The sequence below is a fragment of the Pseudomonas sp. SCB32 genome, assembly GCF_009189165.1.
Classification (GTDB): Bacteria; Pseudomonadota; Gammaproteobacteria; order Pseudomonadales; family Pseudomonadaceae; genus Pseudomonas.
This window is the reverse complement of sequence record NZ_CP045118.1, coordinates 1-21,671: the sequence shown is the minus strand read 5'-3', so window position 1 is coordinate 21,671 and position 21,671 is coordinate 1. Positions and strand designations below refer to the sequence as shown.

The following is a 21,671-nucleotide window of genomic DNA, read 5'->3' as shown; positions in this document are numbered from 1 at the left end:
GCAAGCCTTTCTTTTTTGTGAGCCCGATATGAGCCAAGCACTGCGCATCGTCTTCGCCGGCACCCCGGAATTCGCCGCCGAGCACCTCAAGGCCCTGCTGGACGGCCCCCACGAACTGGTGGCCGTCTACACCCAGCCGGACCGCCCGGCGGGCCGCGGGCAGAAGCTGATGCCCAGCCCGGTCAAGCAGCTCGCCGTGGAGAACGGCCTGCCAGTGCTGCAGCCGCCGACCCTGCGCGACCCGGCTGCCCAGGCCGAGCTGGCCGCGCTCAAGCCGGACCTCATGGTGGTGGTGGCCTACGGGCTGATCCTGCCGCAGGTGGTGCTGGATATCCCGCGCCTGGGCTGCATCAACAGCCATGCCTCCTTGCTGCCGCGCTGGCGCGGCGCCGCGCCGATCCAGCGCGCGGTGGAGGCGGGCGACGCCGAGAGCGGCGTGACCGTGATGCAGATGGAAGCGGGCCTGGACACCGGGCCGATGCTGCTCAAGGTCAGCACCCCGATTTCCGCCGACGACACCGGCGGCAGCCTGCACGACCGCCTGGCCGAGCTGGGCCCGAAAGCCGTGGTCGAGGCCATCGCCGGTCTTGCCGCCGGTACGCTCAAGGGCGAGGTGCAGGACGACGCCCTGGCCACCTATGCGCACAAGCTGAACAAGGAAGAGGCGCGCATCGACTGGTCGCTTCCCGCCGATGAGCTGGAGCGCCGCATTCGCGCCTTCACGCCCTGGCCGGTATGCCATACCACCCTCGGCGATGCCGCGCTGAAGGTGCTCGGCGCCAAGCCGGCACAGGGCAAGGGCGAGCCGGGCAGGATCCTCGACGCCAGCCGTGATGGCCTGCTGGTGGCCTGCGGTGCAGGCGCGCTGCTGCTGACCCGCCTGCAACTGCCCGGCGGCAAGCCGCTGGCCTTTGCCGATCTGTTCAACAGCCGCCGCGAGCAATTCGCCGCTGGCCAGACGCTGGGGCAGGAAGGGCAGGGCGCATGAGTACCAATCCCCGCCTGGCGGCCGCCCGCGCACTGGCCGCCGTGCTTGCCGGCCGCGCATCGCTGGGCAGCTCGCTGCCGACCCAGCTGGAGAGCGTCGAGCCGCGCGACCGTGGCCTGGTGCAGGAACTGGCCTTCGGTAGCGCCCGCTGGCAGCCGCGTCTGTCCACCCTCGCCGCGCGCCTGCTGCAGAAGCCGTTCAAGGCCGGCGACCGCGATGTAGAAGCCTTGCTGCTGGTCGGCCTGTACCAGTTGCTCTACACCCGAATCCCTCCGCACGCGGCCATCGGCGAAACCGTCGGCTGCGCGGACAAGCTGAAGAAGCCCTGGGCCAAGGGCCTGCTCAATGCCGTGCTGCGCCGCGCCCAGCGCGAGAGCGAGACTCTGCTGGCCGAGGTCGACAAGGACCCGGCCGCGCGCCTGGCGCACCCTCGCTGGCTGCAGAAAGCGCTGAAGAAATCCTGGCCGGAGCAGTTCGAAGCCATCTGCGCCGCCAACAACGCGCATCCGCCTATGACCCTGCGGGTGAACCGTCGCCACGGCACCCGCGATGTCTACCTGGAAGAGCTGAACCGCGTCGGCTTCGAAGCCATCGCCTGCGAATTCAGCCGCGACGGCATCAACCTCGTACAGCCGTGCGATGTTCGTGAACTGCCGGGCTTCGCCGAAGGCCGCGTCAGCGTGCAGGACGAGGCCGCGCAACTGGCCGCCGACCTGCTGGAGCTGGCGCCCAACCAGCGTGTGCTGGATGCCTGCTGCGCTCCCGGCGGCAAGACCTGCCACCTGATGGAAGCCGAGCCCGCGCTGGCCCGCGTGGTCGCCGTGGACCTGGAAGAGAGCCGCCTGGTGCGCGTGCGCGAAAACCTCGCGCGCCTGCAACTGGACGCCGAGCTGTTCGCCGCCGACGCCCGTGACACCGCCAAATGGTGGGACGGCAAGGCGTTCCAGCGCATCCTGCTGGACGCGCCGTGCTCGGCCACCGGCGTTATCCGCCGCCATCCTGACATCAAGCTGACCCGCACCGCCGACGATATCGAAGCGCTCGCGCAGCTGCAGGGCGAACTGCTCGACGCGCTGTGGGCGACCCTCGAAGTGGGCGGTGTGCTGGTCTACGCGACCTGCTCGGTGATGCCGCAGGAAAACAGCGAGCAGATCGCTGCGTTCCTCGGTCGCACCCCCGGCGCTCGCGAGCTGGACCTGCCCGGCCCCTGGGGCATCAAGCAGCCCCACGGGCGCCAGCTGCTGCCGCAGCAGGGCGGGCATGACGGCTTCTACTATGCCAAGCTCATCAAGATTTCGGCCAAGTAACAGGCGCCGACTCCCAACGGATCGAAACGGAAAGCACGCCGCTCCATGAAGATCATCATCCTCGGTGCCGGCCAGGTCGGCGGCACTCTGGCCGAGCACCTCGCCAGCGAAGCCAACGACATCACCGTCGTCGATACCGACGGCGAACGCCTGCGCGACCTCAACGACCGCCTGGACATCCGCACCGTCCACGGCAAAGCCTCGTTTCCCACGGTGCTGCGCCAGGCCGGCGCCGATGACGCCGACATGCTGGTGGCGGTGACCAACAGCGACGAGGTGAACATGGTGGCTTGCCAGGTCGCCTACACCCTGTTCAACACCCCGACCCGAATCGCTCGGGTGCGCGAGGCGGCCTACCTGACCCGCGCCGGCCTGTTCGACAACGAAGCGATTCCGGTCGATGTGCTGATCAGCCCGGAACAGGTGGTGACCAACTACATCAAGCGCCTGGTGGAATACCCCGGCGCGCTGCAGGTGATCGACTTCGCCGAGGGCAAGGCGCAGCTGGTGGGCATCCGCGCCTACTACGGCGGCCCGCTGGTGGGCCAGGAGCTGCGTCAGCTGCGCGAGCACATGCCCAACGCCGATACCCGCGTGGCGGCGATCTACCGGCGCAACCGGCCGATCATCCCCCAGGGCGACACCGTCATCGAAGCTGACGACGAAGTGTTCTTCATTGCCGCCAAGGCTCACATCCGCGCGGTGATGGGCGAAATGCGCCGGCTGGAGGACAGCTACAAGCGGATCATCATCGCCGGCGGCGGCAATATCGGCGAACGCCTGGCCGAGGCCATCGAGAGTCGCTACCAGGTGAAGATCATCGAGATGAACCCGGCCCGCTGCCGGCACCTCTCCGACCACCTGGACAGCACCATCGTGCTCCAGGGCAGCGCCTCCGACCGCGACCTGCTGATGGAAGAAAACATCGGCGACACCGACCTGTTCCTCGCCCTGACCAACGACGACGAGGCGAACATCATGTCTTCGCTGCTGGCCAAGCGACTCGGCGCGCGCAAGGTGATGACCCTGATCAACAACCCCGCCTACGTGGACCTGGTGCAGAGCGGCGACATCGACATCGCCATCAGCCCGCAGCTGGCCACCATCGGCACCCTGCTGACCCACGTGCGCCGCGGTGACATCGAAAGCGTGCATTCGCTGCGCCGGGGCGCCGCCGAAGCCATCGAGGTGGTCGCCCACGGCGACGCCAAGTCGAGCAAGGTGATCGGCCGCAAGATCCATGACGTGCACCTGCCGCCGGGCACTACCATCGGCGCGGTGATCCGCAATGAAGACGTACTGATCGCCCACGGCGAGACGGTGATCGAGTCCGGCGACCACGTGATCCTCTTCGTAGTGGACAAGAAGCGCATCCGCGATGTGGAGCGGCTGTTCCAGGCGGGACTGACCTTCTTCTGAGTATCCGCGGCCAGTGCCCAGGCACTGGCCGCAGGATTTTCCCGGCGTTTTTCGGACGCATCCTACAGCCCTGACGCACTGCCCCTGCCACCCTGCACGGCCTGTTCCTGCCTGCCGGTGCACGGCCATGCGCTACGCCTCCATTGCCCGCATTCTCGGCGTGCTGCTGATGCTGTTCAGCACCACGCACCTGCCCCCGTTGCTCATCGACCTGTACTACGGCGAGAACACCTGGCGGCCCTTCGCCCTGTCGTTCATCGTCACCCTGCTGACCGGCTTCACCCTCTGGTCGCCCTTCAGCGACCAACGCCAGGAACTGCGCATCCGTGACGGCTACCTGGTCACGGCGCTGTTCTGGATCGTCCTGGGCTCTTTCGGCGCCTTGCCCTTCGCACTGTCCGACGCCCCGCACATGGGCGTGGCCGACGCCTTCTTCGAAGCCTTTTCCGGATTGAGCACCACCGGCGCCACCGTCCTGACCGGTCTGGATGCGCTGCCCCACGCCATCCTCTACTACCGTCAGCAGCTGCAGTGGCTGGGCGGCATGGGCATCGTGGTGCTGGCGGTGGCGGTGATGCCGATGCTCGGCATTGGCGGCATGCAGCTGTACCGCGCGGAAATGCCCGGCCCGCTGAAGGAGCACAAGCTCTCGCCGCGCATCGCCGATACCGCCAAGACCCTCTGGTTCCTCTACTGCGGCCTGACCCTGGCCTGCGCGCTGGCCTACTGGGCAGCGGGGATGAGCCTGTTCGACGCCATCGGGCACAGCTTCTCGACCATCGCCATCGGTGGCTTCTCCACCCACGATGCCAGCATCGGTTACTTCGACAGCCCGCTGATCGAGCTTATCTGCATGTTCTTCCTGGTGGTTTCGGGGATCAATTTCAGCCTGCATTTCATTGCCTGGCGGCAACGCAAGCTGGGCCACTACCTGAAGGACCCGGAATGCCGCGCCTACCTGGGCATCCTTCTGGCGCTGTTCCTGATCACCACGACGACACTGATGCTGCATCAGCATTACGACTCGCCCGTGCAATCGATCCGCTATGCCGCATTCATGGTCATCTCGGTGGCGACCACCACCGGCTTCGGCCTGGCTGACTTCAGCAGCTGGCCGACCTTCCTGCCCTACCTGCTGCTCTACAGCACCTTCATCGGCGCCTGCGCGGGCTCCACGGGCGGCGGCATGAAGGTAATGCGCGTGCTGCTGGTGTACCGCCAGGGCATGCGCGAGTTCCTCCGCCTGTTGCATCCCAACGGAGTATTCCTGGTCAAGCTGGGCCGGCGCACGGTGCCGGACCGCGTGGTGGAATCGGTGTGGGCGTTCTTCTCGATCTACCTGGTGACCTTCGTCAGCCTGATGCTGGTGCTGCTGGCGCTGGGCGTGGACCAACTCACGGCCTTCTCGACCCTGGCGTCGTGCCTGAACAACCTCGGCCCGGCGCTGGGCGAGGCGTCCGTGCACTATGGCAGTCTGCCGGCGAGCGCCAAGCTGGTGCTGAGCCTGGCGATGGTGCTGGGGCGACTGGAAGTGTTTTCCCTGCTGATCCTGCTGACCCCCGCGTTCTGGCGCAGTTGAGGCACAATGGCGGACGACGTAACCGGAGGCCGCCATGATCGAATCGCTGGAAAAAATGCTCGCCAAGGGCGTGGACAACCCGCTGCTGCGCTTCGGCCTGGGCAAGGGCTATCTGGACGCCGGCGATGCCGCGAAAGCCGCCGAGCACCTGCGCCGCTGCGTGGAGCAGGACCCGAAGTACTCGGCCGCCTGGAAGCTGCTGGGCAAGGCCCTGCAGGCCGCGGGTGACCTCGACGGTGCCCGCGCGGCCTGGACCGACGGTCTCGCCGCCGCCCTGGCACACGGCGACAAGCAGGCGGAGAAGGAAATGACGGTGTTCCTGCGAAAGCTGGACAAGGCGCACTAAACCGGCGCCAGGCGTCAATTCCGGTGGTGAAGCACGAAATTATTTCCGGAGATGTCTAATATGACTCCTCAACGGCAATAGCCTGCTGGAGAGTCCATGAGCGTCCCTGCCGCCGCACCCGAGTCATCGCCCCCGCTCCCCGAAGCCACGGATAACACCGCCTCCCCGGCAAGCCGGCTGGAGCAGGGCGAGATACTCTTCTTTCCACAGCTGAGCTTCGACCTTACGCCCGCCGAACAGGCGCTGCTGAACCCCGACCTGGTCGAACGCAAGCGCAAGAACATCAGCTTCGACGTACAACGGGAGCGCCTCAGCGGCGTCGTCGACCCCGACCAGCAGGCGCTGACCCAGCAGTTGCTGGAGCGTTACTACCACTTCAGCCGGCAGCTGGTGGAGGAGCTGATTCCCGCCTATCGCGGGCAGCTGCGACAGCCGACCACCAGCCTGCGCGTGCACGCCATCGCCGACTGGGCGCAGAACAGCTCCTGGCGCAAGGACGATCGCCGCCTGCACGTCGACGCCTTCCCTTCGCGGCCACTCCACGGCGACCGCATCCTGCGCGTGTTCAGCAACATCAACCCCAAGGGACAGCCGCGTTGCTGGCAGGTCGGCGAGGATTTCGAGACGCTCGCGCGCCGTTACCTGCAGCGCCTGCGCCAACCCAATCCGCTGCACACCTGGTTACTGGCGCAGTTGAAGATCACCAAGCGCCGTCGCAGCGCCTATGACCACCTGATGCTGCAGTTGCACGACTGCATGAAGGCCGACGGCGAGCTGCAGAACGGCGATAGCGCCCGCCCCATGGCCTTTCCCGCCGGCAGCACCTGGATCTGCTTCAGCGATCAGGTCGCCCATGCCGTGAGCGAAGGGCAGTTCATGCTGGAGCAGACCGTGTTGCTACCGATCGAGGCCATGGAATACCCGGAGCGCTCTCCGTTGCGGGTACTGGAGCGCCTGACGGGCCGGTCGCTGGTCTGAAGCTCAGACCGCCGCCAGCGACTCGATGCGCAGGCGGCGAAGGATGGCCTTGAGCAGGACTCCGTAGAGCGGCACGAAGAGCATCAGCATGACCGCCAGCTTGACGCCATAGTCGACCCAGGCGATTTCCACCCAGTGCTCGGCCATGAAGGCGTTATCACTGTGCCAGAAGGCGATGGTGAAGAAGGTGAAGGTGTCCAGCAGGTTGCCGAACAGGGTCGAGACCACCGGCGCAATCCACCATTGCCGCAGGCGGCGCAGGCGGTCGAAGACCTGGATGTCGAGGATCTGCCCGAACACGTAGGCAAGGAAGCTGGCCAGCGAGATCCGCGCAACGAAGGTGTTGAATTCTCCCAGGGCGGCTACGCCGCGGAAGGCGCCTTCCTGGAAGATCACCGAAATGACGTAGGAGGCCAGCAGTGCCGGGATCATCACCCGCGCGATGACCCGTCGTGCCGGGCTCTTGCCGAGCAGGCGGACGGTGAGGTCGGTGGCCAGGAAGATGAACGGGAAACTGAACGCGCCCCAGGTGGTGTGCCAGCCGAACAGGGTCATGGGCAGCTGCACCAGGTAGTTGCTGGCGATGATGATCAGGATATGGAACGCGACCAGGCCGGCCAGAGCGCCGCGCCGTGCCGCCGGAAAGAACGCCGACATGCTTGAACCTTTTTCGTCGATGGGGTGAGGGAACCCATGCCCGGCACTATGCCGAGCGGCGCGCATTCTATCCGATCCGGACCTGGAAGTCAGGTTTTTTGTGCGTTTTTTGTTCAGCTCGGGGCAGTCGCGTTCTGCCGATGGCTATAGAACAGATACGCGGCAGACAAGCCTTCCCATCCCAGCCGGGTCAGTCCTCGTCGACGAAACGCAGGCCGGCACCTTCGGCATCGGTGCGCATCACTTCCATCAACAGGACCGGCGCTTCCATCGGCAAGTCCTGCACCTGGCCGCAGACCTGGGTACCGGCGGGCAATCCGGCCAGCGCCTCGTGGCGCACGTAGACGCCGCCGTCGGACAAGTCGCGGGTATGGCCGAACACCTCGCCGAAGCTGGGATGACTGATCTTTATCCGGCACTTCATCGGGGTACGCGGGTGTTGTCGTTGGTTGGCCATGGGTGGCATCCGTCCAGAATGTCAGCGCACTAATGGGCCTGAAAGCGGGTGCCCAGGTCAAGCCAGCAGTTGCAGCAGCAACCAGAGATTGGCGGCGCTGATGACGCCGAACAGCGCCCACGCCAGCACGCAGGTACTAAGGCCGTTGACGAACTCGCCCATCAGCGAACGGTCGCTGGTGAATCGGATCAGCGGCCAGAGCGCGAACGGCAGCTGCAGGCTCAGCACCACCTGGCTGAACACCAGCAGCTTGCCCACGGCCTTGTCGCCCAGCATCAGCACGCCCACCAGCGCCGGGATCAGAGCCAGCCCACGGGTAATCAGGCGACGTTGCCAGCAGGGAATCTTCAGCTGCAGGAAGCCATCCATGATCACCTGGCCGGCGATGGTGCCGGTGAAGGTGGAGCTCTGCCCGGAGGCGAGCAGGGCGACGCCGAACAGGATCGCGGCCAGACCAGTACCCACCAGGGGTTCAAGCAGACGGTAGGCGTCCTGGATTTCGGTGACGCCGGTGTGCCCGGTCTCGTGGAAGGCCGCAGCGGCAAGGATCAGGATCGCGGCGTTGACCAGCAGCGCGAGACTCAGCGAGACCACGGTGTCGATGCGTGTCAGGCGGATCGCCGCGGCCTTGCCGTTGGAGCCGCTGACCTGGCGGGTCTGCACGATGGAGGAGTGCAGGTAGAGGTTGTGCGGCATCACGGTGGCACCGAGGATGCCGATGGCCAGGTACAGCGGATCGCGCTCGGTCACCGCGTCCCAGCTGGGCAGGAAGCCAGCGGCGACATCGGGCCAATGGGGTTTGATGAGCAGCAGCTCGACCAGGTAGCAGCCGCCGATGGTGACGATCAGGCCGAGCATGATCGCCTCCAGATGGCGGAAGCGCTGGCCCTTGAGGCCGAGGACGATGATCGTGTCGAAGGCGGTGAGGAGGATGCCGGCGGTGAGGTCGACGCCCAGCAGCAGGTGGAAGGCCAGGGCACAGCCGAGTACTTCGGCCAGGTCGGTGGCAATGATCGACAGCTCCGCCAGTCCCCATTGCAGGCGCGCGGTGCCCGGACTGTAGCGGCTGCGTGAGAGCTGGGCGAGGTCCTGGCCGGTGACTATCCCCAGGCGCATCGCCAGGCACTGCAAGACCATCCCGGCGAGGCTGGAGAGCAGCACCACGAACAGCAGCTGGTAACCGAAGCCCGAGCCGGCTTCGATGGCGGTTGCCCAGTTGCCCGGGTCCATGTAGCCGATGGAGACCAGCAGGCCGGGGCCGGCGAACTGCAAGATGCGCTTCCACAGCGGCGCGCCGGCTGCGACCTGGATGCTGCCTTTGACTTCCGATGGGCAGAACGGCGCGGTGGCAGTGGTCGGCAGGCCGAGCATGGGTGAGGCTCACAGTAAGTTGGACAGGAAAGCCTCAGCCTGACGCCCCCGGGGTCAACAATCCAGGGGGGTGTCGTCTATCGGGGCGATTGACTCAGTACCACCTGGCCTCGCCTTCCGGGCGCTTCTTGAAGCGCTTCATGGTCCACATGTACTGGCTGGGGTAGGCGCGCACGTACTTGGCCAGTTCACGGCTGAGGGCGGCCACCGACACTTCCATGTCCTTGTCGTACATGTCCGCCGGTGCGGCTTCGAGGATCACCTTGTAGCCACTGCCATCGGGCAGGCGCACGGCGTGGAAGAACACCCCGCGCGCCTTGCCGCGCGCGAGCAGCGACGGCACGAACTTGCTGGTCAGCGCGGTGGTGCCCAGGTAGGGCACGAACAGGCCCGAGCCCAGATCCGGCTCCGGGTCGCAGGGGATGCCGACGCAGCCGCCGTTCTTCACTTCCTTGATCACGCTCTTGATGCCTTCGGGGGTCGAGGGCGCGACACGGTTGCCCAGCTGCACGCGCTGCTTCTTCAGCAACTCGTCCACGGCCTTGAGCTTGGGCGGGCGGTAGAAAATGATCGGCTTGGCGTAGGAGCAGTAGAAGTGGTTGAGCACTTCCCAGTTACCCAGGTGGCTGGTGATGCCGACCAGACCGTCGCCGGACGCCAGCGCCTCTTCAAGCACCTCCATGCCTTCCACTTCGAGGATGTACTGCAGTGACTTCTGCGGCGACCACATCCAGGCGCATGCGCTTTCGGTGAGCGTGCGGCCGATGTCCATCAGGCTCTGACCGACCAGCGTCTCCAGTTCCTCCTGGGGCAGCTCCGGGAAGCAGTGCGTGATATTGGTCCGCGCCACCTCGCGGGAACGGTTGGGAATCTTCCACATCAGCCAGCCGATGGCTGCGCCCAAGGCCCCCACCGCGCGCCACGGCAGCATGGCGAACAAACGCAGGAAGCCCACCACCAGTGCGCCCTTGAATTTCTGCACGGGAAACTCCTTCATTCAGAGGCGCACATTCTAACCAGCGGTGGAGAGTGAAGGCGAAATGCGCATCTCAATCGGTGCGGCGGGCCGCTTCGGCAGAGCCCGCAACCAAGGCCAATCGGCGGACAACGCAGAGCGTTATACGCCCTACGTCCGAGTCAGCTCGGCGTAGCGGTCACAGTCGATGGTGTGGTCCATCACCATGCCGGTGGCCTGCATGAAGGCATAGCAGATGGTCGGGCCGACGAAGTTGAAACCAGCCTTGCGCAGGGCCTTGCTCATGGCTTCGGCCTCGGGCGTTACCGCCGGCACCTGGCCGCGTTCGCTGAAATGATTGACCTTGGGCTGGCCGCCGACGAAGGACCAGAGGAAGCCCACCGGGTCCTGCAGTTTCAGCCAGGCCTGGGCGTTCTGCCGCGTCGCCTTGAGCTTGGCGAAGTTGCGGATGATGCCCGGGTCCTGCATGCGTTCCTCGATTTCCTCGTCGCTCATCCGCGCCAGGCGCTCGGGGTCGAAACCGAACAGCACCTCGCGGTAGCGCTCGCGCTTCTTCAGCACGGTGATCCACGACAGCCCGGCCTGAGCGCCTTCGAGGATCAGCATCTCGAACAGCGCCCGCGCATCGCGCTGCGGCACACCCCATTCGGCGTCGTGGTAGGCGATGTACAGCGGGTCGTCGTTACACCAGAAGCAGCGGGGCATGGCAGTCGGCCTGAACAGGGAAAGACTGACTATAGACAGAATACTGTATGCAAATACAGCTAGCCGCCGGATTTTTCCTCGACTCACCAGAGGCGCGACCGTCGCCCGGAAATCGCTGGGAAGCCCAAGCTGCAAGCGTCTTGGGGTATACTGCCGGGTTTTAGTCGCATATCCAGCACAGGTGAAATTCGTGAGCCAGACTACGCCCGCCGTGCCCACCTTCCAGGACCTGATCCTCGCCCTGCAAAAATACTGGGCCGATCAGGGCTGTGTGGTGCTGCAGCCCTATGACATGGAAGTTGGCGCCGGCACCTTCCACACCGCCACCTTCCTCCGCGCTGTCGGCCCGGAAACCTGGAACGCGGCGTACGTGCAACCCAGCCGCCGTCCGACTGACGGCCGCTACGGCGAGAACCCCAACCGCCTGCAGCACTACTACCAGTTCCAGGTGGTCCTGAAGCCCAACCCGGAAAACTTCCAGGAGCTGTACCTCGGCTCGCTGAAGGCCATCGGCATCGACCCGCTGGTCCACGATATCCGTTTCGTCGAGGACAACTGGGAATCGCCGACCCTCGGCGCCTGGGGCCTGGGCTGGGAAATCTGGCTGAACGGCATGGAAGTCACCCAGTTCACCTACTTCCAGCAGGTGGGCGGCATTGAGTGCTACCCGGTCACCGGTGAGATCACCTATGGCCTGGAGCGCCTGGCCATGTACATCCAGGGCGTCGACTCGGTGTACGACCTGGTGTGGGCCGACGGCCCGTTCGGCAAGGTCACCTACGGCGACGTGTTCCACCAGAACGAGGTGGAGCAGTCGACCTACAACTTCGAACACGCCAACGTCGAGAAGCTGTTCGAGCTGTTCGACTTCTACGAAAGCGAAGCCAACCGCCTGATCGAGCTGCAGCTGCCGCTGCCGACCTACGAGATGGTCCTCAAGGCCTCGCACACGTTCAACCTGCTGGACGCCCGCCGCGCCATCTCGGTGACCGAGCGTCAGCGCTACATCCTGCGTGTGCGCACCCTGGCTCGCGCCGTGGCGCAGAGCTACCTGCAGGCCCGCGCCCGCCTCGGCTTCCCGATGGCCACACCCGAACTGCGTGACGAAGTACTGGCCAAGCTGAAGGAGGCCGAATAATGAGCGCGAAGGATTTCCTCGTCGAACTGGGCACCGAAGAGCTGCCACCCAAGGCGCTGAAAAGCCTCGGTGAAGCCTTCCTGGCCGGCATCGAGAAAGGCCTCAAGGCCGCCGGCCTGACCTACGCCGCTGCGCGCTGCTACGCCGCGCCGCGCCGCCTGGCCGTGCAGATCGACCAGCTCGCCGTGCAGCAGCCCGACCGCACCGTGAACCTCGACGGCCCGCCGCTGCAGGCTGCCTTCGACGCCAACGGCAATCCGACCCAGGCCGCCCTGGGCTTCGCCAAGAAGTGCGGCGTGGACCTGGAGCAGATCGACAAGAGCGGTCCGAAGCTGAAGTTCAGCCAGTCCATCGCCGGCCAACCCGCTGTGGGCCTGCTGCCGGGCATCGTCGAGACCTCCCTGAACGAGCTGCCGATTCCCAAGCGCATGCGCTGGGCTGCCCGTCGCGAAGAGTTCGTGCGCCCGACCCAGTGGCTGGTGATGCTGCTCGGCGACGACGTCGTCGACTGCGAGATCCTGACCAAGAAAGCCGGTCGCGAATCCCGTGGCCACCGCTTCCACAACCCGGACAACGTGCGCATCTCCAGCCCGGCCAACTACCTGGAAGACCTGCGCAGTGCCCACGTGCTGGCCGACTTCGCCGAGCGCCGCGAGATCATCGCCAAGCGCGTCGCCGAGCTCGCCGCCGAGCAGAAGGGCACCGCCGTGGTCCCGCCCGACCTGCTGGACGAAGTCACCGCGCTGGTCGAATGGCCGGTGCCGCTGGTGTGCTCCTTCGAGGAGCGTTTCCTCGCCGTGCCGCAGGAAGCCCTGATCACCACCATGCAGGACAACCAGAAGTACTTCTGCCTGCTGGACGCCAATGGCAAGCTGCTGCCGCGTTTCATCACCGTGGCCAACGTCGAGAGCAAGGCGCCGGAGCACATCATCTCCGGCAACGAGAAAGTCGTGCGCCCGCGCCTGACCGACGCCGAGTTCTTCTTCAAGCAGGACCAGAAGCAACCGCTGGAAGCCTTCAACGCCCGTCTGAAGAACGTGGTGTTCCAGGCCCAGCTCGGCACCGTGTACGAGAAGGCCGAGCGCGTTTCCAAGCTGGCCGCCTACATCGCCGAACGCATCGGCGGTGACGCGACCAATGCGGCCCGCGCCGGCATCCTCTCCAAGTGCGACCTGGCCACCGAGATGGTCGGCGAGTTCCCGGAGATGCAGGGCATCGCCGGTTACTACTACGCCACCGCCGGTGGCGAAGCCAAGGACGTCGCCCTGGCGCTGAACGAGCAGTACATGCCGCGCGGTGCTGGCGCTGAGCTGCCGACCACCCTGACCGGTGCCGCGGTGGCCGTGGCCGACAAGCTCGACACCCTGGTCGGCATCTTCGGTATCGGCATGCTGCCCACCGGCAGCAAGGACCCGTACGCCCTGCGTCGTGCCGCCCTGGGCGTGCTGCGCATCCTCATCGAGAAGCAGCTGGACCTGGACCTGGTCGACGCCATTGGCGTGGCCGTGGCCCAGTACGGCGACAAGGTGAAGGCCGCCGGTCTGTCCGAGCAGGTGCAGGACTTCGTCTTCGACCGCTTGCGTGCCCGCTACGAGGACGAAGGCGTGGACGTCGCCGTGTACCAGGCCGTACGCGCCCTCAAGCCAACCGCCCCGCTGGACTTCGACCAACGCGTACAGGCCGTGCAGGCCTTCCGTCAGCTGGCTGAAGCGGAAGCCCTGGCTGCCGCCAACAAGCGCGTGTCGAACATCCTGGCCAAGGCCGAAGGTGAGGTGCCCGCCGCCGTCAACGCGGGCCTGTTCGCCGAGACCGCCGAGAAGGCCCTTGGCAGCGCCGTGGCTGCTGCCGAAGACGAAGTGGCTCCGCTGGCCGCGGCTCGCGACTATCGCGCGGCCCTGGCACGTTTAGCAGCCCTGCGTGCGCCGGTCGATGCCTTCTTCGAAGAAGTGCTGGTCAACGCGGACGACAGCGCCGTGAAGGCCAACCGCTACGCGCTGCTGGCCAAGCTGCGCGGGCTGTTCCTCGGCGTCGCCGACATCTCGCTGCTGGGTTGATGCCCGCCTGAAAGCCGGGAGTTCGCAACGGTTCGCCGTGACGGACTCCCGGCTTTTTCATTTCTGACTTTCGAAGCCCGTGACTTATCGAAGCATGAAGCTACTGATCCTCGACCGCGACGGCGTCATCAACCAGGACTCCGACGACTACATCAAGTCCCTCGACGAGTGGATTCCGATCCCCAGCGCCATCGCCGCCATCACCCAGCTGAGCAAGGCCGGCTGGACCGTCGCGGTGGCCACCAACCAGTCGGGCATCGCCCGCGGCTACTATGACCTGGCGACACTGGAAAGCATGCACCAGCGCCTGCGTGAACTGGTGGCGGAGCAGGGCGGCGAAGTCGGCGCAATCGTCTACTGCCCCCACGGCCCCGACGACGGCTGCGACTGCCGCAAGCCGAAACCCGGTATGCTGCAGCAGATCGCCCGGCACTACGGCGTGGAGCTCCACGGCATCTGGTTCGTGGGTGACAGCCGGGGTGACCTGGACGCCGCGCTGGCCGTCGATTGTCAGCCAGTGTTGGTGAAGACCGGCAAAGGCGAGCGCACCCTGGGCAAACCCTTGCCCGAGGGCACCCTGGTATTCGACGATCTGGCAGCCGTCGCTGCCCATCTACTTTCCTGAGGATTCATCACAGTGCAGGCCATCAGAACCGTTCTTTTCTACCTGCTGCTGTCGTTCAGCGCCTTCGTCTGGGGCACCCTCAGCCTGCTCATCGCGCCCTTCCTGCCATTCAAGGCGCGCTACCGCTTCATTGCCCAGGCCTGGTGCAAGTTCGCCGTCTGGCTGGCCACCTGGATGGTCGGTGTGCGCTATGAGCTCAAAGGCGTGGAGAACATCCCCTCGCAGCCCTGCGTGATCCTGGCCAAGCACCAGAGCACCTGGGAAACCTTCTTCCTCACCGGCTACTTCGCGCCGCTGAGCCAGGTACTCAAGCGCGAGCTGCTGTTCGTTCCCTTCTTCGGTTGGGCGATGGCGCTGCTCAAGCCCATCGCGATCGACCGCAGCCAACCCAAGCTGGCGCTCAAGCAGATGGCCAAGCAGGGCGACGAGCGATTGAAGCAGGGCGCCTGGGTGCTGATCTTCCCCGAAGGCACCCGCGTCCCCACCGGCCAGATCGGCAAGTTCTCCCGCGGCGGCGCCGCGCTGGCGGTCAACGCCAACCTGCCGGTACTGCCGATTGCGCACAACGCCGGGCAATACTGGCCGAAGAACGGCTGGGCGAAATTCCCCGGCACCATCCAGGTCGTTATCGGCCCGGCGATGTACGCCGAAGGAGAGGGCCCGCGCGCCATCACCGAGCTCAACCAGCGCGCCGAGAACTGGGTCGTGCAGACCCTGCGCGACATGGGTGAACTGCCACCGGAGGCCACGCCTCAGACTGTTGCCGAAGCATCCTGAGGACAGCCTCGGAAACAAAAGCTACAGACAAAAGAAAAGGGCCCCGAAGGGCCCTTTCTTTTTGCCTGCGTTCTGTCCTGGACTCAGACGTCCAGGTTGGACACCGCCAGGGCGTTGCTTTCGATGAAGTCGCGGCGCGGCTCCACGGCATCGCCCATCAGGGTGTTGAACAGCTGGTCCGCAGCGATGGCGTCCTCGATGGTCACCTTCAGCATGCGGCGCACGTTCGGGTCCATGGTGGTTTCCCACAGCTGCTCCGGGTTCATCTCGCCCAGACCTTTGTATCGCTGGATGCTGTGGCGCTTGGTGCCTTCGGTCATCAGCCAGTCCAGGGCTTCCTTGAAGCTCGCTACGGTCTTCTTGCGCTCGCTCTTCTGCACGTAGGCGCCGTCTTCCATCAGGCTGTTCAGCTTGGCGCCCAGCTCGGTTACCGCGCGGTAATCGTTACTGGCGAAGAAGTCGCGGTTGAAGGTGACGTAGCTCGACAGGCCGTGGGCGACCATCTCGACTTCCGGCAGCCACAGGTGACGCTCGCGGTCTTCGCGCAGGCTGACCTTGTAGGTCAGACCGGACTTCTCGACGGCCTTCAGGCGCGCCTGGAACTGCTCGATCCAGGACTGCATGACAGCCTGGTCCCCCAGCTTGTCGGCCTCGATGCGGGGCAGGTAGATGAAGTGCTCGGTCAGGTCCTGCGGGTACAGACGGGACAGGCGGGCGAGGGTACGCATCACGCCACGGTACTCGTTGACCAGCTTCTCCAGCGCTTCGCCAGACAGGCCGGGAGCGCTTTCGTTGACGTGCACGCTGGCTTCCTCGAGGGCCGACTGGGTCATGTATTCCTCCATGGCCACGTCGTCCTTGATGTACTGCTCCTGCTTGCCTTTCTTCACCTTGTACAGCGGCGGCTGGGCGATATAGATGTAGCCGCGCTCGACCAGCTCGGGCAACTGGCGGAAGAAGAAGGTCAGCAGCAGGGTACGGATGTGCGAACCGTCGACGTCAGCATCGGTCATGATGATGATGTTGTGGTAACGCAGCTTGTCGATGTTGTACTCCTCGCGACCGATGCCGCAGCCCAGCGCGGTGATCAGCGTGCCGACCTCCTGGGAGGACAGCATCTTGTCGAAGCGAGCCTTCTCGACGTTGAGGATCTTGCCCTTGAGCGGCAGGATCGCCTGGGTCTTGCGGTTACGGCCCTGCTTCGCAGAACCGCCCGCGGAGTCACCTTCCACGATGTACAGTTCGGAGAGGGCGGGGTCCTTCTCCTGGCAGTCGGCGAGCTTGCCCGGCAGGCCGGCGATGTCCAGCGCACCCTTGCGGCGGGTCATCTCGCGGGCCTTGCGCGCGGCCTCACGGGCACGGGCGGCGTCGATCATCTTGCCGACAACGGCCTTGGCTTCGTTCGGGTTCTCCAGCAGGAAGTCGGCGAAGTACTTGCCCATTTCCTGTTCCACGGCGGTCTTCACCTCCGAGGAAACCAGCTTGTCCTTGGTCTGCGAGCTGAACTTCGGGTCCGGAACCTTCACCGAGATGATTGCGGTCAGACCTTCACGGGCGTCGTCGCCGGTGGTGGCGATCTTGAATTTCTTCGCCAGGCCTTCCTGCTCGATGTAGTTGTTCAGGTGGCGGGTGAGGGCGGAGCGGAAGCCCGCCAGGTGGGTACCACCGTCACGCTGCGGAATGTTGTTGGTGAAGCAGAGGATGTTCTCGTTGAAGCTGTCGTTCCACTGCAGGGCGACTTCCACGCCGACGCCATCTTCTTCGCGCTGGCAGTTGAAGTGGAAGACCTGGTTCACCGCAGTCTTGTTGGTGTTCAGGTACTCGACGAAGGCGCGCAGACCACCTTCGTACTTGAACAGCTCTTCTTTGCCGGCACGCTCGTCGCGCAGGACGATGCCGACGCCGGAGTTCAGGAAGGACAACTCGCGAATCCGCTTGGCCAGGATGTCCCAGCTGAAGTGGATATTGTGGAAGGTTTCCGGGGACGGCTTGAAGTGCACTTCGGTACCCGAGCCCTCGGTATCGCCGACCGGGCGCAGCGGGAACTGAGGAACGCCGTGGTGGTAGATCTGCTCCCAGACCTTGCCTTCGCGGCGAATGGTCAGGCGCAGTTCGTGGGAAAGGGCGTTCACCACCGACACACCCACGCCGTGCAGACCGCCGGAAACTTTGTAGCTGTTGTCGTCGAACTTACCGCCGGCGTGAAGGACGGTCATGATGACCTCAGCCGCGGAAATCCCTTCCTCTTTGTGGATATCCACCGGAATGCCGCGACCATTGTCGCGAACGGTGATGGATTCATCGGTGTGAATGGTGATGCTTATCTCGCTGCAGTAACCGGCCAGCGCTTCGTCGATCGAGTTGTCCACCACCTCGAAGACCATGTGGTGCAGGCCAGTGCCGTCGTCGGTATCACCGATGTACATGCCCGGACGCTTACGTACGGCGTCCAGCCCCTTCAGCACCTTGATGCTGGAAGAGTCGTAGGTGTTCTCGCTCATTCTTCACTCCCGATGGTAGTGTCCTGAGAGACTCGTCCATGTTCCACGTGGAACATCGACACTGGCGTTTCCGTTCGCCAGCCGTCTTTCAATAAGTGCGGATCGACGCAGGTGATGAACACCTGGCAACCCAGATCTTCGAGAAGCCGGCACAAAGACAACCGATGCTTCTCATCCAATTCGGAGGGGAGGTCATCCACCAGGTAGACGCATTGACCGCGCTTCGCCTGGTTGATGAGGTGCCCCTGGGCGATCCGCAATGCGCAGACCACCAGTTTCTGTTGGCCACGGGAAAGGATCTCCGCAGCATTGTGCCCCCTCAGGCGGACTCTCAGATCCGCCCGTTGCGGTCCCGCCTGGGTGTGTCCCATCTGTTGATCGCGCAGCAGACTGGAAGACAGCACGTCACTCAGATCGCGTTCCTTGTCCCAACCTCGGTAATAGCTGAGCGTCAGCTCATCCAGCTGAACAAGCTCCGCCAGCGTCTTCTCGAACTGAGGTTTCAGAGCCTGGATATAGGACCGCCGATAGGCGTCGATTTCGTCGCTCGCCGAACACAATTCGCGGTCCCACGCAGCCTGTGAAGCACCGTCCAGTTTACCATGACGGAGCCACGAGTTCCGCTGCCGCAGGGCCTTCTGCAGTCGTTGCCAAGCCACCATGAAGCGTTGTTCCACGTGGAACACTCCCCAGTCGAGGAACTGCCGGCGAACCTTTGGCGAACCTTCGAGCAAGCGGAAGCTGTCTGGATTGATCAACTGCAACGGTAGCGTTTCAGCCAACTGCGCAGCACTGCGAGCATTCTGCCCGTCGATACGAATCTGGAACTCGCCCTGACGATCACGCGATACGCCCAGGCTGCTGTCGAATCCATTGCCCAGGCGAACCTGTCCGAAGACTGTGCAGGCGGGCTCGTCGTACTGGATGACTGGTTGCAGGCGAAGACTGCGGAAGGAGCGGGCGAGGCCAAGCAGGTGGATGGCTTCCAGCACGCTGGTTTTGCCGCTGCCGTTTTCGCCGTAGAGGATGTTGATGCGGGGAGAGGGGGAGAAGGTCACCGGATGCAGGTTGCGCACCGCGGTGACCGAAATGCGGGTCAGGGACATCGATACGCGTCAGAGGCGCATCGGCATGACGACATAAGCGGAGTCGTCGTTGTCCGCTTCCTGCACCAGCGCACTGCTGTTCGCGTCAGAGAGGATCATGCGCACCTGCTCGGTACCCATCACACCCAGGACGTCCAGCAGATAGCTGACGTTGAAGCCGATTTCCAGGCTGCCACCGTTGTAGTCGACCTGCACTTCTTCCTCCGCCTCTTCCTGTTCCGGGTTGTTCGCCTGGATTTTCAGCAAGCCGTTGGAAATTTGCAGACGAATGCCGCGGTACTTCTCGTTGGACAGAATCGCGGTACGGCTGAACGCTTCGCGCAGCACCTGGCGGTCACCAATGACCAGCTTGTCACCGCCCTTGGGCAGTACACGCTCATAGTCAGGGAACTTGCCGTCTACCAGCTTGGAGGTGAAGGTGAACTCGCCGGTGGTTGCACGGATGTGATGCTGACCGAGGACAATGGACACTTCGCCATCCTGCTCGGTGAGCAGGCGAGCCAGTTCGAGGATGCCCTTGCGCGGCACGATTACCTGATGGCGATCCTGGGCTTCCGGTACGCCATTGGTCAGCGAGCACATGGCCAGGCGGTGACCGTCGGTAGCCACGGCGCGCAGGGTGCCGCCGCCCACTTCCAGCAGCATGCCGTTGAGGTAGTAACGCACATCCTGCTGCGCCATGGCGAAGCTGGTGCGGTCGATCAGGCGACGCAGCTTGCTCTGCACCAGGCTGAAGGTCAGCGAACCCGGACCTTCTTCCACGGTGGGGAAGTCGTTCGCCGGCAGGGTAGAGAGGGTGAAGCGGCTGCGGCCGGCCTTCACCAGAAGCTTCTGCTCGTCGACGCGGATGTCGATCACGGCATCGCTGGGCAGGCTCTTGCAGATGTCCATCAGCTTGCGCGCCGGCACGGTGATCTCGCCCGGTTCGGCAGCATCTTCCAGGGTGACGCGGCCAACCAGTTCGACTTCAAGGTCGGTACCGGTCAGCGACAGCTGCTGACCTTCGACAACCAGCAGGACGTTGGAAAGAACCGGCAGCGTCTGGCGGCGCTCGACAACGCCAGCGACCAGTTGCAGGGGTTTCAACAGAGCTTCGCGTTGAATAGTGAAATGCATGGTCTAGTCCCTTGCCTCGTGAGGCTGCGTCAGGTGGTCAGAGTACGCAGCAGGTTCTTGTAGTCCTCGCGGATATCCGCGTCGGATTCCTTGAGTTGAGCGATCTTACGACAGGCGTGCAGCACCGTGGTGTGGTCCCGACCGCCGAAGGCCACGCCGATTTCCGGCAGGCTGTGGTTGGTCAGTTCCTTGGAGAGTGCCATGGCAACCTGACGCGGACGCGCCACCGAGCGCGAGCGGCGCTTGGACAGCAGGTCGGCGATCTTGATCTTGTAGTACTCGGCGACTGTGCGCTGGATGTTGTCGATGCTGACCAGCTTGTCCTGCAGGGCCAACAGGTCCTTCAGCGACTCACGGATCAGCTCGATGGTGATCGGCCGGCCCATGAAGTGGGAGTGGGCGATCACACGCTTGAGCGCGCCTTCCAGCTCGCGCACGTTGGAACGAATGCGCTGCGCGATGAAGAATGCCGCGTCGTGCGGCAGCTCCACCTTGGCCTGTTCGGCCTTTTTCATCAGGATCGCAACACGGGTTTCCAGTTCCGGCGGCTCGACCGCCACGGTCAAGCCCCAGCCGAAGCGCGACTTCAGACGCTCTTCCAGGCCTTCGATTTCCTTCGGGTAGCGGTCGCTGGTCAGGATGACCTGCTGGCCGCCTTCGAGAAGGGCGTTGAAGGTGTGGAAAAACTCTTCCTGGGAGCGCTCCTTGCGGGCAAAGAACTGAATGTCGTCGATCAGCAAAGCGTCCACCGAACGGTAGAAGCGCTTGAATTCGTTGATGGCGTTGAGCTGCAGCGCTTTCACCATGTCCGCGACGAAACGCTCCGAATGCAGGTACACGACCTTGGCATTGGGGTTCTTCTTCAGCAGGTGGTTACCCACAGCATGCATCAGGTGGGTCTTGCCCAGGCCGACGCCCCCATAAAGGAAGAGCGGGTTGTAACCGTGCTTGAGGTTGTCCGCCACCTGCCAGGCAGCCGCGCGGGCCAGCTGGTTGGATTTACCTTCGACGAAGTTCTCGAAAGTGAAGGTACGGTTGAGGTAACTGGTGTGCTTGAGCGCACCTTCTACCTGCACGTTGCGCTCGGTGCGTACTGCTGCCGCAGGCATGGCTGCAGCCAACGGATCGATCCCCGGGCTGGACTCGTCCAGGTCAGGCAGCGGTTGGGCGACAGGCTGTGCCGGCGCAGGTTGCGGCTCTGCAATGGCCGGAGCGGCTACCACGGGGGCAATTGGAGCAGGCGCCACAAACACAGTGGGCGCGGGAGCCGTCGTCGGCATGCTGACATGGTTCTGCGGAACCAGCGCCGCACGCGGGGTACGGCTGCGACGGCTGCCGATCAGCAGCGACAACGCCGGGATCTGGCCATTGCCACGCTCGCTGAGCAGCTCGAGCATGCGCCCCATGTACTTCTCGTTGACCCAATCGAGCACAAAGCGGTTGGGTGCGTAGACGCGCAGCTCCTCACCTTCGGACTCGACCTGCAGAGGTCGGATCCAGGTGTTGAATTGCTGGGACGGCAGCTCGTCGCGCAGAAGCTCCACGCACTGCTGCCAAAGTTCCACGGACAC

General features: G+C 64.4%; 18 protein-coding genes and 1 pseudogene. 10 read left to right on the top strand and 9 right to left on the bottom strand.

Features of this window, described 5'->3' with window-relative positions:
* Window positions 1–28 precede the first annotated feature (28 nt).
* From fmt to GA645_RS00070, 6 genes are all read left to right on the top strand, one after another.
* On the top strand, window positions 29–988 hold the full coding sequence (fmt, locus tag GA645_RS00095; RefSeq protein ID WP_152218762.1) for a methionyl-tRNA formyltransferase: 960 nt from the start codon (window positions 29–31) through the stop codon (window positions 986–988).
* Window positions 985–2,295 carry a 16S rRNA (cytosine(967)-C(5))-methyltransferase RsmB gene (gene rsmB / locus GA645_RS00090; RefSeq protein WP_152218759.1) on the top strand — a complete coding sequence of 437 codons (1,311 nt, stop codon included), beginning with the start codon at window positions 985–987 and terminating at the stop codon, window positions 2,293–2,295. The genes fmt and rsmB overlap by 4 nt, the downstream gene beginning before the upstream one ends.
* 45 nt (window positions 2,296–2,340) lie before the next feature.
* On the top strand, window positions 2,341–3,714 hold the full coding sequence (gene trkA / locus GA645_RS00085; protein ID WP_152218757.1) for a Trk system potassium transporter TrkA: 1,374 nt from the start codon (window positions 2,341–2,343) through the stop codon (window positions 3,712–3,714).
* A gap of 127 nt (window positions 3,715–3,841) precedes the next feature.
* Window positions 3,842–5,293 carry a TrkH family potassium uptake protein gene (locus GA645_RS00080; RefSeq protein ID WP_152218755.1) on the top strand — a complete coding sequence of 484 codons (1,452 nt, stop codon included), beginning with the start codon at window positions 3,842–3,844 and terminating at the stop codon, window positions 5,291–5,293.
* Between the two features lie 34 nt (window positions 5,294–5,327).
* The gene (locus GA645_RS00075) at window positions 5,328–5,639 is read left to right on the top strand and encodes a tetratricopeptide repeat protein (RefSeq protein WP_152218753.1); all 312 of its coding nucleotides are present in this window, start codon (window positions 5,328–5,330) and stop codon (window positions 5,637–5,639) included.
* Window positions 5,640–5,735: 96 nt separating this feature from the next.
* The gene (locus GA645_RS00070) at window positions 5,736–6,617 is read left to right on the top strand and encodes a Kdo hydroxylase family protein (RefSeq protein ID WP_152218751.1); all 882 of its coding nucleotides are present in this window, start codon (window positions 5,736–5,738) and stop codon (window positions 6,615–6,617) included.
* 3 nt (window positions 6,618–6,620) lie between these two features.
* On the opposite strand, the gene GA645_RS00065 is transcribed toward GA645_RS00070, so the two are convergent.
* The 5 genes from GA645_RS00065 to GA645_RS00045 form a co-directional block, all read right to left on the bottom strand.
* The gene (locus tag GA645_RS00065; RefSeq protein WP_152218749.1) at window positions 6,621–7,274 is read right to left on the bottom strand and encodes a 7-cyano-7-deazaguanine/7-aminomethyl-7-deazaguanine transporter; all 654 of its coding nucleotides are present in this window, start codon (window positions 7,272–7,274) and stop codon (window positions 6,621–6,623) included.
* 190 nt (window positions 7,275–7,464) lie between these two features.
* Window positions 7,465–7,731, bottom strand: a complete 267-nt coding sequence (locus GA645_RS00060; RefSeq protein ID WP_152218747.1) for a PilZ domain-containing protein — start codon at window positions 7,729–7,731, stop codon at window positions 7,465–7,467.
* A gap of 57 nt (window positions 7,732–7,788) precedes the next feature.
* Window positions 7,789–9,102 (bottom strand): Nramp family divalent metal transporter, encoded by a 1,314-nt coding sequence (locus tag GA645_RS00055; RefSeq protein WP_152218745.1) that lies wholly within the window; start codon window positions 9,100–9,102, stop codon window positions 7,789–7,791.
* A 94-nt stretch (window positions 9,103–9,196) separates the two neighbouring features.
* Window positions 9,197–10,084, bottom strand: a complete 888-nt coding sequence (locus GA645_RS00050; RefSeq protein ID WP_152218743.1) for a lysophospholipid acyltransferase — start codon at window positions 10,082–10,084, stop codon at window positions 9,197–9,199.
* A gap of 144 nt (window positions 10,085–10,228) precedes the next feature.
* On the bottom strand, window positions 10,229–10,783 hold the full coding sequence (locus GA645_RS00045) for a DNA-3-methyladenine glycosylase I (protein WP_152218740.1): 555 nt from the start codon (window positions 10,781–10,783) through the stop codon (window positions 10,229–10,231).
* A gap of 190 nt (window positions 10,784–10,973) precedes the next feature.
* On the opposite strand from GA645_RS00045, the gene glyQ reads away from it, so the two are divergent.
* The 4 genes from glyQ (at window position 10,974) to GA645_RS00025 (ending at window position 15,377) form a co-directional block, all read left to right on the top strand.
* Window positions 10,974–11,921 (top strand): glycine--tRNA ligase subunit alpha, encoded by a 948-nt coding sequence (gene glyQ, locus GA645_RS00040; protein ID WP_152218738.1) that lies wholly within the window; start codon window positions 10,974–10,976, stop codon window positions 11,919–11,921.
* The gene (gene glyS / locus GA645_RS00035) at window positions 11,921–13,975 is read left to right on the top strand and encodes a glycine--tRNA ligase subunit beta (RefSeq protein WP_152218736.1); all 2,055 of its coding nucleotides are present in this window, start codon (window positions 11,921–11,923) and stop codon (window positions 13,973–13,975) included. The genes glyQ and glyS overlap by 1 nt, the downstream gene beginning before the upstream one ends.
* 94 nt (window positions 13,976–14,069) lie before the next feature.
* Window positions 14,070–14,600: a D-glycero-beta-D-manno-heptose 1,7-bisphosphate 7-phosphatase gene (gene gmhB / locus GA645_RS00030; protein ID WP_152218734.1), complete on the top strand. Its 531-nt coding sequence runs from the start codon at window positions 14,070–14,072 to the stop codon at window positions 14,598–14,600.
* Between the two features lie 6 nt (window positions 14,601–14,606).
* On the top strand, window positions 14,607–15,377 hold the full coding sequence (locus GA645_RS00025) for a 1-acyl-sn-glycerol-3-phosphate acyltransferase (RefSeq protein ID WP_152218732.1): 771 nt from the start codon (window positions 14,607–14,609) through the stop codon (window positions 15,375–15,377).
* 83 nt (window positions 15,378–15,460) lie between these two features.
* Here the strand turns inward: GA645_RS00025 and gyrB are convergent, their stop codons facing one another.
* From gyrB to dnaA, 4 genes and pseudogenes are all read right to left on the bottom strand, one after another.
* Window positions 15,461–17,878 carry a DNA topoisomerase (ATP-hydrolyzing) subunit B gene (gyrB, locus tag GA645_RS00020; RefSeq protein ID WP_152218730.1) on the bottom strand — a complete coding sequence of 806 codons (2,418 nt, stop codon included), beginning with the start codon at window positions 17,876–17,878 and terminating at the stop codon, window positions 15,461–15,463.
* A 3-nt stretch (window positions 17,879–17,881) separates the two neighbouring features.
* Window positions 17,882–18,984: pseudogene (gene recF, locus GA645_RS00015) on the bottom strand (DNA replication/repair protein RecF).
* Window positions 18,985–18,993: 9 nt separating this feature from the next.
* Window positions 18,994–20,100 (bottom strand): DNA polymerase III subunit beta, encoded by a 1,107-nt coding sequence (gene dnaN / locus GA645_RS00010; protein ID WP_152218726.1) that lies wholly within the window; start codon window positions 20,098–20,100, stop codon window positions 18,994–18,996.
* A gap of 29 nt (window positions 20,101–20,129) precedes the next feature.
* On the bottom strand, window positions 20,130–21,671 hold the full coding sequence (dnaA, locus tag GA645_RS00005; protein WP_152218724.1) for a chromosomal replication initiator protein DnaA: 1,542 nt from the start codon (window positions 21,669–21,671) through the stop codon (window positions 20,130–20,132).

Excerpts from the sequence above, each read along its gene's own strand:
- fmt (WP_152218762.1), top strand. The coding sequence starts at position 29 with ATGAGCCAAGCACTGCGCATCGTCTTCGCCGGCACCCCGGAATTCGCC.
- rsmB (WP_152218759.1), top strand. The coding sequence starts at position 985 with ATGAGTACCAATCCCCGCCTGGCGGCCGCCCGCGCACTGGCCGCCGTG.
- trkA (WP_152218757.1), top strand. The coding sequence starts at position 2,341 with ATGAAGATCATCATCCTCGGTGCCGGCCAGGTCGGCGGCACTCTGGCC.
- GA645_RS00080 (WP_152218755.1), top strand. The coding sequence starts at position 3,842 with ATGCGCTACGCCTCCATTGCCCGCATTCTCGGCGTGCTGCTGATGCTG.
- GA645_RS00075 (WP_152218753.1), top strand. The coding sequence starts at position 5,328 with ATGATCGAATCGCTGGAAAAAATGCTCGCCAAGGGCGTGGACAACCCG.
- GA645_RS00070 (WP_152218751.1), top strand. The coding sequence starts at position 5,736 with ATGAGCGTCCCTGCCGCCGCACCCGAGTCATCGCCCCCGCTCCCCGAA.
- GA645_RS00065 (WP_152218749.1), bottom strand. The coding sequence starts at position 7,274 with ATGTCGGCGTTCTTTCCGGCGGCACGGCGCGGCGCTCTGGCCGGCCTG.
- GA645_RS00060 (WP_152218747.1), bottom strand. The coding sequence starts at position 7,731 with ATGGCCAACCAACGACAACACCCGCGTACCCCGATGAAGTGCCGGATA.
- GA645_RS00055 (WP_152218745.1), bottom strand. The coding sequence starts at position 9,102 with ATGCTCGGCCTGCCGACCACTGCCACCGCGCCGTTCTGCCCATCGGAA.
- GA645_RS00045 (WP_152218740.1), bottom strand. The coding sequence starts at position 10,783 with ATGCCCCGCTGCTTCTGGTGTAACGACGACCCGCTGTACATCGCCTAC.
- glyS (WP_152218736.1), top strand. The coding sequence starts at position 11,921 with ATGAGCGCGAAGGATTTCCTCGTCGAACTGGGCACCGAAGAGCTGCCA.
- gmhB (WP_152218734.1), top strand. The coding sequence starts at position 14,070 with ATGAAGCTACTGATCCTCGACCGCGACGGCGTCATCAACCAGGACTCC.
- gyrB (WP_152218730.1), bottom strand. The coding sequence starts at position 17,878 with ATGAGCGAGAACACCTACGACTCTTCCAGCATCAAGGTGCTGAAGGGG.
- dnaN (WP_152218726.1), bottom strand. The coding sequence starts at position 20,100 with ATGCATTTCACTATTCAACGCGAAGCTCTGTTGAAACCCCTGCAACTG.